The organism is Vibrio limimangrovi (assembly GCF_054064025.1).
In genome coordinates this window covers 128,045-141,134 of the sequence record NZ_JBSUGF010000010.1, presented here as the reverse complement: position 1 = coordinate 141,134, position 13,090 = coordinate 128,045, and the positions used below count along the sequence as shown (strand labels likewise).

At 46.4% G+C, this 13,090-nt stretch carries 12 protein-coding genes; 7 read left to right on the top strand and 5 right to left on the bottom strand.

Features of this window, described 5'->3' with window-relative positions:
• Positions 1-156: 156 nt before the first annotated feature.
• From ruvB to aspS, 4 genes are all read right to left on the bottom strand, one after another.
• Positions 157-1,161, bottom strand: a complete 1,005-nt coding sequence (gene ruvB, locus ACWYU8_RS15050) for a Holliday junction branch migration DNA helicase RuvB (protein ID WP_457520476.1) — start codon at positions 1,159-1,161, stop codon at positions 157-159.
• An 88-nt stretch (positions 1,162-1,249) separates the two neighbouring features.
• Complete coding sequence (ruvA, locus tag ACWYU8_RS15045) at positions 1,250-1,864, bottom strand: Holliday junction branch migration protein RuvA (protein ID WP_457520474.1); 615 nt, start codon at positions 1,862-1,864, stop codon at positions 1,250-1,252.
• 67 nt (positions 1,865-1,931) lie between these two features.
• On the bottom strand, positions 1,932-2,453 hold the full coding sequence (gene ruvC / locus ACWYU8_RS15040; RefSeq protein WP_444495685.1) for a crossover junction endodeoxyribonuclease RuvC: 522 nt from the start codon (positions 2,451-2,453) through the stop codon (positions 1,932-1,934).
• A 103-nt stretch (positions 2,454-2,556) separates the two neighbouring features.
• Positions 2,557-4,335, bottom strand: coding sequence for an aspartate--tRNA ligase (gene aspS, locus ACWYU8_RS15035; RefSeq protein WP_457520472.1), 1,779 nt, complete (start codon positions 4,333-4,335; stop codon positions 2,557-2,559).
• Positions 4,336-4,606: 271 nt separating this feature from the next.
• Here aspS and ACWYU8_RS15030 point away from each other — a divergent pair, with 271 nt between their 5' ends.
• From ACWYU8_RS15030 to ACWYU8_RS15000, 7 genes are all read left to right on the top strand, one after another.
• Positions 4,607-5,473, top strand: coding sequence for a DUF72 domain-containing protein (locus ACWYU8_RS15030; RefSeq protein ID WP_457520470.1), 867 nt, complete (start codon positions 4,607-4,609; stop codon positions 5,471-5,473).
• A gap of 136 nt (positions 5,474-5,609) precedes the next feature.
• Entirely contained in the window at positions 5,610-6,347 is a 738-nt protein-coding gene (gene cmoA, locus ACWYU8_RS15025; RefSeq protein WP_457520468.1) for a carboxy-S-adenosyl-L-methionine synthase CmoA, read from the top strand.
• Positions 6,348-6,437: 90 nt separating this feature from the next.
• Positions 6,438-7,409 (top strand): tRNA 5-methoxyuridine(34)/uridine 5-oxyacetic acid(34) synthase CmoB, encoded by a 972-nt coding sequence (gene cmoB / locus ACWYU8_RS15020; protein WP_457520466.1) that lies wholly within the window; start codon positions 6,438-6,440, stop codon positions 7,407-7,409.
• Positions 7,410-7,634: 225 nt separating this feature from the next.
• Positions 7,635-8,375, top strand: a complete 741-nt coding sequence (locus tag ACWYU8_RS15015) for a putative ATP-dependent zinc protease (RefSeq protein ID WP_457520464.1) — start codon at positions 7,635-7,637, stop codon at positions 8,373-8,375.
• 18 nt (positions 8,376-8,393) lie between these two features.
• Positions 8,394-9,899, top strand: coding sequence for an inactive transglutaminase family protein (locus tag ACWYU8_RS15010; protein ID WP_457520462.1), 1,506 nt, complete (start codon positions 8,394-8,396; stop codon positions 9,897-9,899).
• 3 nt (positions 9,900-9,902) lie between these two features.
• Complete coding sequence (locus tag ACWYU8_RS15005) at positions 9,903-10,871, top strand: alpha-L-glutamate ligase-like protein (protein WP_457520460.1); 969 nt, start codon at positions 9,903-9,905, stop codon at positions 10,869-10,871.
• 211 nt (positions 10,872-11,082) lie between these two features.
• Positions 11,083-11,235 (top strand): hypothetical protein, encoded by a 153-nt coding sequence (locus ACWYU8_RS15000; protein ID WP_457520459.1) that lies wholly within the window; start codon positions 11,083-11,085, stop codon positions 11,233-11,235.
• A gap of 93 nt (positions 11,236-11,328) precedes the next feature.
• Here ACWYU8_RS15000 and ACWYU8_RS14995 read toward each other — a convergent pair whose 3' ends face one another.
• Positions 11,329-12,969, bottom strand: coding sequence for a GMC family oxidoreductase (locus ACWYU8_RS14995; RefSeq protein WP_457520565.1), 1,641 nt, complete (start codon positions 12,967-12,969; stop codon positions 11,329-11,331).
• Positions 12,970-13,090 lie beyond the last annotated feature (121 nt).

The window sequence follows — 13,090 nt, the reverse complement described above, 5'->3', positions numbered from 1 at the left end:
TTTCCAGATTGCTTAAGCGAGACCAGAAATCGACGACAAGCGTGCTAAGAGATATGAGGGTCGGAAGTAGATTCTGAATCAAGGGGATGAATTGAATGTGCCACTCGCGATTAAGCGAGCAGCAATAGCGAATTTTTGATAGATAAATGAAGCTTGCTACTTTTCGATACCAAAGTGGAGATAAGCTCTATCAGTGGCAATTCTTCCACGAGGGGTGCGTTGTAAATAACCTTGCTGAATAAGATAAGGCTCTAACACATCTTCTATGGTGTCTTTTTCTTCACCAATCGCTGCGGCCATGTTATCTAATCCAACCGGACCGCCACCAAACTTCTCCATAATCGCCAGAAGCAGCTTGCGGTCCATGTAGTCGAAGCCCTGAGCATCAACATCAAGCATGTTGAGCGCTTTATCTGCGACATCAGAACAGATATGACCATTTCCTTTCACTTCGGCGTAATCACGCACGCGACGCAGTAAGCGGTTTGCGATACGTGGAGTACCGCGAGCTCGACGTGCGATTTCTAACGCACCTTCAGGCTCCATAGAGAGGCCTAAACAATTCGCACTACGCTGAACGATGTCCTGCAAGTCCTTCACTTTATAAAACTCAAGACGCTGCGTAATACCAAAGCGGTCACGCAGCGGTGACGTCAATGAACCTGCACGGGTTGTCGCACCAATCAAAGTAAACGGCGGCAAATCAATTTTAATAGAGCGAGCAGCCGGACCTTCACCAATCATGATGTCCAACTGGTAGTCTTCCATCGCTGGATAAAGCACTTCTTCTACCATCGGGCTTAAACGATGAATCTCATCGATAAAGAGCACATCGTTTTCTTCTAAGTTGGTGAGCAGCGCCGCTAAGTCACCCGCTTTTTCCAGTACCGGGCCAGAGGTGGTGCGAATATTCACTTCCATTTCATTCGCAACGATGTTGGCAAGTGTGGTTTTACCCAAACCTGGCGGTCCAAAGATGAGCAGGTGATCCAGCGCTTCATTGCGCAACTGTGCCGCTTTAATGAAGATTTCCATCTGATCACGCACGTGATCCTGCCCCTGATAGTCTTCTAACTTCTTAGGACGAATAGCTCGGTCGATGACCTCTTCGTCACGAAATGCGGGGTTTTCTGGAGCGATTAAACGATCAGCTTCAATCATCTTGTTACCTTGAAAAATGGTTACCTGAAAGAATGGGTTAACTTGAGAAAATGGTTATCTCGGGTAAATCGTTACCTTCGGACAAGCATTACACCATTGATTTTAGTGCTTCACGGATCAGTTGCTCACTGCTCATATCCGGTTTAGCAATTTGAGAAACCACTTTGGAAGCTTGCGTAGGCTTGTAACCCAGAGCAAGTAGCGCACTGATTGCTTCTTCCTCGGCGTTATTAGCCGCAACCGAAGCAGAATCCGCCGGCGCGGCATCGGTAAATGGCGTGAACAGATCGCCAGCTCCCCACCCTTTCAGACGGTCTTTCATTTCGACAACCAAGCGCTCGGCCGTTTTCTTACCAACACCCGGCAATTTCACGAGCGTCGATACATCTTCATGCTCTACACAAGTGACAAACTGACTTGCAGTCATACCGGAAAGAATGCCCAATCCCAATTTAGGCCCCACACCGTTCGCTTTGATCACTTCACGGAACAACGCACGCTCTTTTACGGTGTTAAAACCATAAAGCAACTGAGCATCTTCGCGGACAACAAAATGAGTATAAATGATGGCTTCTTCGCCGAGGTTTGGCAGCTCGTAAAAACAGCTCATTGGCATCTGAACTTCATAGCCAATGCCATTAACTTCTATTAAAACTTCAGGTGGTTGCTTTTCAAGCAAGATGCCGCGAAGACGTCCAATCACGATAAATACTCTTTGGAAATGAATTTGCGACAGGATAATAAAGAACTGGATAGACATCCAGTTAATTTTAGCGGTAGCGCCCTTTTCGTGCGCTGGTCGCCTTTCCAGCCAGAGCGACAAGGGTTTTATTGGTATTGGCATGACAGATTGCCACACCCAAGGCATCTGCCGCATCCGCTTGTGGTTTTGCTGGCAGCTTTAACATATGTTGAACCATGTGCTGGACCTGGGTTTTATCTGCACCACCAGTTCCAACGACGGCCTGTTTAATAAGGCGGGCAGCGTATTCATAAACCGGTAAGTCCGCGTTCACAGCAGCCACGATAGCACTGCCACGTGCTTGTCCGAGTTTCAGCGCGGAATCAGCATTCTTCGCCATAAAAACTTGTTCTATTGCGAATACATCTGGCTGAAACTGAGTAATGATTTCAGTAACACCTGCATAAATTTGTCTGAGTCGACCCGGTAGCTCCTTTTCTGAAGTCCGGATACAGCCACTTCCAAGATACTGTAAATGGCGACCTTGTTGGCGGATGACACCGTAACCAGTAATACGAGAGCCTGGGTCAATGCCCAAAATAATTGACATGAAGTTTCCTAATCAACAACTAATTAGATTTATTAGAATATAGTTAATTCATTAAAACAAAAACTCCCGCAAGGTGCGGGAGTTTTCTTCAATTGTTGTGCGCTTACTCTGCGTCTTTTTCCTTTGCTACCGTTACCGCAATCGCCAGCTCTTCTAGTGCTGCTGGGTTTGCAAGGCTTGGTGCATCAGTCAGTAGACACGCGGCTGCTGTCGTTTTAGGGAACGCGATAACATCACGGATGTTCTCTGTACCACATAGCAGCATAACCAGACGATCAAGACCGAACGCAAGACCAGCGTGTGGAGGCGTACCGAATTTCAAAGCGTCCAATAGGAAGCCGAATTTTAGTCGTTGCTCGTCTGCATCGATACCCAGGATATCGAATACTGCTGCTTGCATCTCAGCGTTGTGGATACGCACAGAACCGCCACCGACTTCGTAGCCGTTTAGGACCATATCGTAAGCGTTAGAGTTTGCTGCTGCTGGGTTCGCTTTTAGCTCTTCAGCATTCACACCAAGAGGTGCTGTGAATGGGTGGTGCATTGCGTGCAGGTTGCCTTCGTCATCCTCTTCGAACATCGGGAAGTCAACAACCCACAGTGGAGCCCATGCAGATTCGTTCGTTAGCTCTAGATCCTTACCTAGCTTCAGACGTAGTGCGCCTAGTGCTTCTGCAACAATACCCGCTTTATCAGCACCAAATAGGATGATATCGCCAGATTCTGCTTGTGTACGGTCAAGGATGCCGTTGATCACGTCTTCGCTTAGGAACTTAGCAACAGGAGACTGGATACCTTCCACGCCTGCAGCACGGTCGTTAACCTTCATCCAAGCCAGACCTTTCGCACCGTAGATACCTACGAACTCAGCGTACGCATCGATTTGCTTACGAGTCAGAGATGCGCCACCTGGTACACGGATTACCGCAACACGGCCTTTCTCATCGTTTGCCGGACCAGAGAAAACTTTAAAGTCTACGTCTTTTACCAGGTCAGCAACATCGACTAACTCTAGTGGGTTACGTAGGTCTGGTTTGTCTGAACCGAAACGACGGATTGCTTCGCTAAATGGCATTACTGGGAACTGACCCAGGTCTACGTTTAGTAGCTCTTGCCACATATCGCGAACCATGTTCTCAGTTACTTCACGTACTTGATCAGCCGTCATGAATGACGTTTCGATATCGATCTGAGTGAATTCAGGCTGACGGTCAGCACGTAAGTCTTCGTCACGGAAACACTTAACGATTTGGTAGTAACGGTCAAAACCAGACATCATCAGCAGCTGTTTGAATAGCTGTGGAGACTGAGGTAGCGCGTAGAAGCTGCCTTTGTGTACACGGCTTGGTACCAGGTAGTCACGTGCACCTTCTGGCGTCGCTTTCGTTAGTACTGGCGTTTCGATATCCAGGAAGCCGTTATTGTCTAAGAAGCGACGAACGAAGCTAGACGCTTTAGCACGTAGCTTGATGCGGTCGCTCATTTCTGGACGACGTAGGTCAAGGTAACGGTATTTCAGACGTTGCTCTTCTGAGTTCTTCTGGTTGAAATCCAGAGGCAGAACGTCGCTGCGGTTGATGATCTCAAGACCTTTTGCAAGGATCTCAACTTCACCAGTCGTCATATCTTTGTTAATTTGGCTTTCTGGACGAGCGCGAACTTCACCAGTCAGCTTGATACAGAATTCATTACGAAGGGTGTTAGCCACTTCATACGCATCTGCCATATCTGGATCTACAACTACCTGAACGATGCCTTCACGATCTCGCATATCGATAAAAATAAGACCGCCTAAATCACGGCGACGGTTAACCCAGCCGCAAAGTTCTACAGTTTGTCCTGCAAGGGACTTGTTCAGGTGACCACAGTAATGGGTACGCATAATGAAATTCCCAATCTCTCAAAAATTATTGACTACGCTCTGTCAGCTTCATTGCTAAGCAGAGTAAAGATTCCGTTATACGCTGAAAGTCTATTAAAATCGACTACTCAACGTACAATTAAGTGTGTTTTATCATTCCTTGGTGCTTTTTAGTACAACAACTGTGCAAAAGCGCACCAAAGCGAAAAATTGGCACTGATTATAACTTGAAATTACCTATTTCAGCAAAACTCTCGTAAAGTGAACGCAGGATTAAATGTAAAGAAGAATAATGGATAAGTTACCCCTTCGACTTGGATTAACAATGTGGTCACATAACCCGTGGCAACAAAGCTTTTACGGTAGTGGCACAAAGCCAGCAGAGCGTTTAGAGAAGTACGCTCAGGTATTCCATACCGTAGAAGGCAACACCACGTTTTATGCGACGCCTACACTTAATACTGTTCAAAACTGGAAATCAGCAACACACGACGATTTCAAGTTTACCTTTAAGCTACCTAAAGCCATCACTCATGAGCACATGCTAAGAGGCTGTGACGAGCAACTGCGTGATTTTATGAAGGTCATGGAGCCTCTTCATGAACGAGTCGGTCAGTGGACAATTCAGTTACCTGCCGCTTTTGGCCCAGAATACCTTGAACGTTTGAAGAAGTTTTGTACCAGCTTTCCGTCAAATTTCCCACTTGGTGTGGAAGTACGCCATATGGCTTTTTTTTCAAAAGGCGACGAAGAGCGAGCGCTCAACCAGTGGTTAGTTGAAAGTGGTATCGACCGAATCATTATGGACAGCCGACCTGTGTTTGCAGCTAAACCAAATAGTGAAGCAATCATCGATGCGCAGATGAAAAAGCCCAAAGTGCCAGTACACGCGATTGCCACTGCTTCCCACCCGATGATCCGCTTTATCGGTCACCCGGAAGAACAGCAGAATTATGACTTTTTTAAGCCTTGGCTGAGCAAACTTCCACAGTGGATTAACGAAGGTAAACAGCCTTATGTGATGATCCATACCGCCGACAACATCATCGCACCAGAACTGGCTGCAAACATATATAAGAATCTACAAAAGCACATTACACTCCCTGATTTGGCTTCCTTCCCTGCCAATGATGGCAATGCCCAGTTACAGATGTTCTGATGCAATCTAAAGCAATACATGACAGGGGCGCGAATTTCTCATAAAATACGCGCCTTTTTTGATGTCTGACGTTTTTTGAAGACTAGGCGTTTTTGAAAACTAATAGTCCCGTCAGCGAGTATGCAGAGATTTGGTTATGAACCCTAAGAGCAATCCAGATACTATTTTTTCGGCTCCAATCGATAAAATTGGGGATTTCACGTTTGATGAGCGCGTGGCGGAAGTCTTTCCTGACATGATTCAGCGCTCGGTACCGGGTTACAGCAACATCATTTCCGCAATTGGCATGCTGGCTGAACGCTTTGTTAAGCCTCACTCAAATATTTATGACCTTGGGTGCTCTTTAGGTGCTGCGACGCTTTCGATGCGCCGTCACATCAAACAAGAAGGCTGCCAAATCATCGCCGTCGATAACTCCCCAGCGATGGTTGAGCGATGCAAGTTACACGTAAATGCTTACCGCAGCGACACACCAGTCAACGTTGTTGAGGCGGATATTCGTGATATCGAAATTGAAAATGCATCGGTTGTCGTCCTTAACTTCACGCTACAGTTTCTTTCTCCAGAAGACCGCTACTCGTTATTGGAAAAAATTTACGCGGGTCTGCGTCCGGGCGGCATTCTGATTCTGTCTGAAAAGTTCGTATTTGAAGACAAAGTGTCTAATGAGCTACTGATTGACCTCCACCACGACTTCAAAAGAGCGAATGGCTACAGCGAACTTGAAATCAGCCAAAAACGCAGTGCGATTGAAAATGTGATGCGTCCGGATTCCAAGAAAGACCACAAAGAGCGCTTCGCAAAGATTGGGTTCTCGAGCTATGACGTCTGGTTCCAGTGCTTTAACTTTGGCTCTATGTTTGCAATCAAATAAGGTCCGCAAACAAATAGGTTTGCGGTTTAGTGGCCATTCGAGCTCAGATAAATTTTACTTTTACACCATCAACTCAGCGATTAACTAACTATGTTTAACTTTGCAAATTTCTATCAATTGATTGCCCAGGACACGCGTCTTCAACCGTGGCTCAACGTGTTACCACAACAGCTAACGGACTGGCAAAATGCAGAGCACGGTGACTTTGGTCGCTGGTTGAAAGCACTTAATAAAATTCCTGAAGGCTCGCCGAATCAGGTAGATATTAAGAACTCGGTCACCATCAGCAATGACACACCATTTCATGAAGGTGAACTGAAAAAGTTAGAGAGCTTGCTGCGTACTTTCCACCCATGGCGCAAAGGTCCATATACGGTTCACGGCATTCACATTGATACCGAATGGCGCAGTGACTGGAAATGGGATCGCGTACTTCCGCATATTTCACCGCTAAAAAACCGCAGTGTGCTCGATGTCGGCTGTGGCAATGGCTACCACATGTGGCGCATGTTAGGTGAAGGGGCGCGTCTGTGTGTTGGTATTGACCCTTCCCATCTATTCCTGATCCAGTTCGAAGCGATCCGCAAACTGATGGGCGGCGATCAACGTGCGCACCTATTACCGTTAGGTATCGAGCAACTACCAAAACTAGAAGCGTTCGATACGGTCTTTAGCATGGGCGTTCTATATCACCGTCGTTCTCCTCTGGATCACCTGATTCAACTGAAAGACCAGCTGGTTTCAGGTGGTGAGCTTTTGTTGGAAACTTTGGTGATCGAAGGCGATGAAAATGCGGTACTGGTGCCGACATCTCGCTATGCCCAGATGCGTAACGTGTATTTCTTCCCATCAGCGAAGGCACTAAAAGTGTGGCTGGAGTTGGTTGGATTTGAAGATGTTCGTATCGTTGATGAGAACGTCACTTCCGTCGGTGAGCAGCGCTCAACAGATTGGATGACACACAACTCATTGCCAGACTATTTAGATCCAAACGACCCAAGTAAAACAGTTGAAGGTTATCCGGCCCCACGCCGTGCAGTCCTTGTTGCTCGCAAACCTTAATTAACTGAGATTTCTGACATTGTCATAACTTACTGTTGCTGTTAAGACATTACTCTTTCTTCTGTTCTCATCAAGGATATGCGCACTTCATATCCTTGATTCTAAGCTTTTCATCACTATTCCTCACTGTATAAGAGATAGAGAAAGATTCTTACTTGTGAGGGGTAATTGATCTAAGCTAAACTCTTAAAAAATCAAACAACTTAATCCATTCCAAGGTCTTCAATGTTATTACGATTGACTCCGGTTGTTGCTATCGTCTTATTATCAGGATGCGCACTTACCAAAGGCGAACAATACCACTATGAAACGTTAGCTGCCATCCACTCAACAGAAGCGAATGTCAATAATCGCATCACTACTCTGGAACAGCGGTTGAATAATCAATCAGACCACATTAATAGCCTTGAAGACCAAATCGATAAGCTCACGGGTGAACTGCTTATTGCTCGTGATAAGGTGCTGGCAGAGGTGAAAAAACCAAAGGAACCTATCGTTGTTCCGGCACCACCTCCAGTAGAAGCGACCCCAACTCATGACATTGTTCTGGGCTCTATTGAAAAAGTAACGATAGATTCTATCAAACAGAGCTTTGATGCCCGTGTTGATACTGGTGCAGACACTTCTTCATTAAACGCCATCGACATCAAAGAGTTTGAGCGAAACGGTAAGAACTGGGTTCGCTTCCACCTTGCGGACAACACCAAGTCCGAAGAAGAAAAAAGCATTTGGATCGAAGCACCGGTACTGCGTTATGTGAAAATTCGCCAATCGGCAAATGAAGAACTTGATCGCCGTGCCGTGGTTGAGTTGTGGGTCAAAGTTGGGAAAATCCATGAAAAAGCGCAATTTACGTTGGCAGATCGCTCTCACATGAACCATCCTATTTTACTAGGTAGAGAATTTATACGCGACATCGCGTTAGTGGATGTTAGCCGTACATATATCCAAACAGAAGAAGATTAAAAAATAATAAGGTAGATTATGACGTCAAAAATACCGTTTTACGTATCCGTCATTTTATTGGTGGTTGCGGGCATCGCTTTGAGTGTGTTCAGACACCAAAATTATGGCGTACCATGGACTCCGGGTGAAACACGTCAGGTATGGGATGTAGAAGCTCGTATTGAATTTAGTGCAAACGGCAACGAAGTCAAAGCTTCACTGGCTGCTCCCCATACTCAAAGCGGTTATACACTTATCGGCGAATCCGCCTCTTCTTCAGGTTACGGTGTCTCTTACATTAACTCAGACTCCGGACGTCGCGCAGAATGGTCAATCCGTCAAGCCCGAGGGCCTCAGACCATTTACTACAAAGCACAATTTCTCGTAGATCCGCAAGCACAGGTTACCCCTCTCCCGCCTGCTGAAGAAATTATCCCTCCAACACTTTCAGCACCACAACAAGCTGCAGCAAACGCCCTGATTGAACAAGCGATGAGCCGTTCAGCGGACAATGTGACGTTCGCACGTGAACTGATTAAAGCATTGAACGATCCCGACAGCCAGAACGCTGCGCTGCTATTGAACGACTTCGATCGCACCGATGCGTTACACAAAACTCTCCTGACGGCTAATGTACAAAGTAAAATCGTCGGTGTTATCGAACTTGAAGATGGACGCCGACGCCAGGCGATTCAGACAATGGTACAAGTTTGGTCGGGTAAAGAGTGGGTTCTTTTCTCACCGAACTCTGAACGCAAAGCGGTGCAGCCTAACCTACTGATATGGGATGAATCTAACGTATCCCTGCTAGATTTGGTTGGTGGTAAAAATAGCCAGGTTCATTTCTCAATGATCAAACAAGAGATGACACCTCAACAAGCAACCAACAATAAAATTGAAGCTGATGGTCTGATGAACATTTCTATTCATAGTTTGCCACTTGAAGAGCAAGCTATGTTTAAGACCATCATGCTGATCCCAATTGGTGCGCTGATTGTGGTGTTCCTGCGTGTGATCATCGGCCTTAAAACATCAGGTACTTTCATGCCGGTTCTTATTGCGGTGGCATTCGTGCAGACACAGCTGATAACGGGTATTATCGGCTTCTTGCTTATTGTTGGTACTGGTCTAATTATCCGCAGCTATTTGTCGCGGCTTAACTTACTACTGGTTGCGAGGATATCTGCGGTTATTATCACTGTTATTATGATCATTTCAGTGTTTACCATCATTGCATTCAAAATTGGTCTGACAGAAGGTCTGACTATTACCTTCTTCCCGATGATCATCTTGTCATGGACTATCGAACGTATGTCGATTCTATGGGAAGAGGAAGGTGCGAAAGAAGTGGCGATGCAAGGTGGTGGTTCGTTACTGACCGCAGTATTGGTTTACCTGGCGATGACCAATTCGTACATCCAGCACCTGACGTTTAATTTTATTGGTCTGCAGTTAATCGTACTGGCAGGGATTCTACTACTTGGTACTTACACTGGTTACCGCTTGACAGAACTTCGTCGTTTCAAACCGCTAGCGGAGGATTAAACGATGTTTGAACGTTATACCACGCCAGCAAAACTTCGCCACAAAGGCATCATGGGAATGAACAAGCGTAACCACAGCTATATTGGTCGTTACAATGATCGTTCTAAATACCCGTTGGTCGATGACAAGCTGAAAACAAAAATTATTGCGCAGGCAGCAGGGGCAACTGTCCCTGCCCTAATCGGCGTTATTCACAGCCAGGCAGAAGTAAAAACTATCCACGACATGGTTCTCAACTGGCCTGGTTTTGTAATAAAACCAGCTCAGGGCAGTGGCGGTAAAGGGATTCTGGTTATCACTTCCCATAAAAACGGGGTATACACCAAGCCTTCCGGCGCAACGATAGGCAAAGAAGAAGTCGAACGTCATATCAGTAACGCACTGGCTGGCCTTTTTTCTCTGGGCGGGAAAAACGATGTGGCTGTTGTTGAGAACCTGATTAAGTTTGATGACTGCTTCGATGGTTTTAGCTACGAAGGTGTGCCAGATGTCCGTATCATCGTGTTCAAAGGCTACCCTGTTATGGCAATGATGCGTTGCTCAACCGCGGCTTCCGATGGCAAAGCAAACCTTCACCAAGGTGCGGTTGGGGTAGGTATCGACATTGCGACGGGTAAAGCGATTCGTGCAGTGCAATTTAACCAGCCTGTCACTCATCATCCAGATACAGGAAAAGACCTTTCAACGCTACAGGTTCCCCATTGGCAACGGCTGCTAGAACTGGCTTCCAGTGCATGGGAAATGACTGGGTTAGGCTATATGGGGACAGACATGGTACTGGATAAAGATGAAGGCCCAATGGTATTGGAGCTCAATGCTCGTCCGGGTCTGGCAATCCAAATCGCCAATGGCGCGGGTCTGCTTCCTCGCTTAAAACATATCGAGAGTCTTGGCACTCCGGCAGAATACCCTAAACCACATGAACGCGTTGCGTACGCGGTAGAGAAGTTCGGCGTTAAGCCTTTGTTCTAAATATACCCAAATAACCTCTAGCTAGCATTCATTCTCATGATTGCTAGCTTAGTTTTCATATTTGGGCACAATCCCACATTTGCTAAGTAAACCTGCCCTAATCTTGTCGAAATCGATGATCTGCCTAACAATTAAGCACCTATGGTTTTATTTATACTCAATCTTTTGAGTATCATTAGGACTCCCCTTACTCAACTTATGAGGTTGAGAAATGTTAACAAAAGAAATAAAAAATAAAGAACCATCGCTTGTCGATAAGGAAACCTTAGATCAGCATTTACAACGCTTGTCTGAGATCTCTATCCAAGCACTTGAAGAGCTTGCTGAAATGATCGAGGTTACTAAAGACGTTTCAGACGAATAGCACTTTAGCTTCATCTAAGTGCGCAAAAGCCGAGACTGTCGTCCTACAGCCTCGGCTTTTTTATTGGGGACGGAATTATCGCCCGACTGCCGATTACCCAACCAGAGAGACCACCACTTCCCGCTCAGCGTGATATGCGTTCTCTGATTTCATACGGTCTGCAATTTTTTCTGCAATCATAATGGTCGGCGCATTGGTGTTCCCACCTATCAGCGTAGGCATGATCGATGCGTCTACGACTCTGAGTCCTTCTAAGCCGTGGACAACCAAATCTTTATCAACCACAGCCGACGGGTCATCCTCTGTGCCCATTTTACACGTCCCCACCGGATGGTATTGGGTATCAGCGCGGTTACGAATGTCCTGTTCAATGGCCTTGTCATCGCTGGCGTCAACCGGATAGAAGTTTTCACCCCGAACCTCATCAAATGCATGACTCTCCATCATCTGATACTGTTTCTTCCATGCTTTGATCATGATTCCCATATCATCTGGGTGGCTGAAAAATGCCGGGTCAATCAATGGTGCGTCATAAGGGTCAGTACTATTGAGTTTGACTGTGCCTATGCTTTTGGGCCTGAGCAATGTGACATGTGAGCTATAGCCATGACTGACATGAACCTTACGCGCATGATCATCAACCACGGCCACCACAAACACGAACTCCAGATCAGGCACATCGATACTGTCATCAGAGCGGAGAAAACCAATCCCCTCAGCAAAGTTACTGCTCATTTTGCCGCTGCGCTGGCTCATCCACTGAGGTATCGCTTTACCCATCTCAGAAGCCATACGTAACGACACACCAAACGTTTCTTTCTTATCAAGACATTTGTAGCTGTGTACGAGGTCGATATGATCTTGTAAGTTTTCGCCAACACCTGGTAACTCATGAACTTGCTCAATACCGTGCTTGTCGAGTTTTGCTTTGGCTCCAACGCCGGACAAAAGCAAGATTTGCGGTGAACCGAACGCGCCCGCAGAAAGTATGACTTCCCGATTACATTTGATTTGAAAACGTTGCCCTTTTAAACCGTACTCGACGCCAATAGCACGCTTGCTTTCAAACAGCACTTTGTACGTGGTGGCTTTGGTGAGCACCGTAAGATTTTCCCGGTGTAAATGAGGCGTTAAATAAGCTTTTGCTGCGCTGCATCTCTCACCATCGAGTTGAGTCACCTGAGTGTAAGTTGCGCCAAATTGTTGTTCGCCGTTGATATCAGCGCTACGCGGGACTCCGATGGACTCGCATGCCGACAAGTATCGCTCGATAAGCTTACTCGGCGAACGTAAGTCCGCCACATTCAAAGGCCCACCCTGACCATGATATTCGTTGTGGTGAACCTCGTTGTTTTCCGCTTTTTTGAAATATGGCAGGCATTCATCGTAGCTCCAACCCGTGTTGCCAAGACTTGCCCACAAGTCGTAGTCATAGCGATGCCCTCTCGAATACATCATCGCATTGATTGAGCTCGAACCACCTAGCGTTTTACCTCTTGGTTGATAGCCGCAGCGACCATTTAAGCCAGGTTGTGGTACCGTTTTGAATCCCCAGTTATGTAATTTCGTTGGCATCATAGCAACCGTGCCGACAGGAGTATGAATAAAGGCACTGTTGTCCTTACCACCAGCTTCAAGCAAACAAACAGAAACGTTCGGGTCTTCAGATAAACGCGATGCTAGCACACAGCCCGCAGAGCCACCGCCGACAATGATGTAATCGTAACTGTCCATCATCGACCTCCCCAAAATGGCGAACTAATCTGAGTGTTTTTCCACTGGCATCCTTCTGTAACGCCACTCGACAAAACATACGACGCATAAGTGTGCATTCCTTTCGCTGATTTCGTCATAT

Excerpts from the sequence above, each read along its gene's own strand:
- cmoB (WP_457520466.1), top strand. The coding sequence starts at position 6,438 with ATGTTTAACTTTGCAAATTTCTATCAATTGATTGCCCAGGACACGCGT.
- ACWYU8_RS14995 (WP_457520565.1), bottom strand. The coding sequence starts at position 12,969 with ATGGACAGTTACGATTACATCATTGTCGGCGGTGGCTCTGCGGGCTGT.
- ruvB (WP_457520476.1), bottom strand. The coding sequence starts at position 1,161 with ATGATTGAAGCTGATCGTTTAATCGCTCCAGAAAACCCCGCATTTCGT.
- ACWYU8_RS15000 (WP_457520459.1), top strand. The coding sequence starts at position 11,083 with ATGTTAACAAAAGAAATAAAAAATAAAGAACCATCGCTTGTCGATAAG.
- ruvC (WP_444495685.1), bottom strand. The coding sequence starts at position 2,453 with ATGTCAATTATTTTGGGCATTGACCCAGGCTCTCGTATTACTGGTTAC.
- ACWYU8_RS15010 (WP_457520462.1), top strand. The coding sequence starts at position 8,394 with ATGACGTCAAAAATACCGTTTTACGTATCCGTCATTTTATTGGTGGTT.
- cmoA (WP_457520468.1), top strand. The coding sequence starts at position 5,610 with ATGAACCCTAAGAGCAATCCAGATACTATTTTTTCGGCTCCAATCGAT.
- aspS (WP_457520472.1), bottom strand. The coding sequence starts at position 4,335 with ATGCGTACCCATTACTGTGGTCACCTGAACAAGTCCCTTGCAGGACAA.
- ACWYU8_RS15030 (WP_457520470.1), top strand. The coding sequence starts at position 4,607 with ATGGATAAGTTACCCCTTCGACTTGGATTAACAATGTGGTCACATAAC.
- ACWYU8_RS15005 (WP_457520460.1), top strand. The coding sequence starts at position 9,903 with ATGTTTGAACGTTATACCACGCCAGCAAAACTTCGCCACAAAGGCATC.
- ACWYU8_RS15015 (WP_457520464.1), top strand. The coding sequence starts at position 7,635 with ATGTTATTACGATTGACTCCGGTTGTTGCTATCGTCTTATTATCAGGA.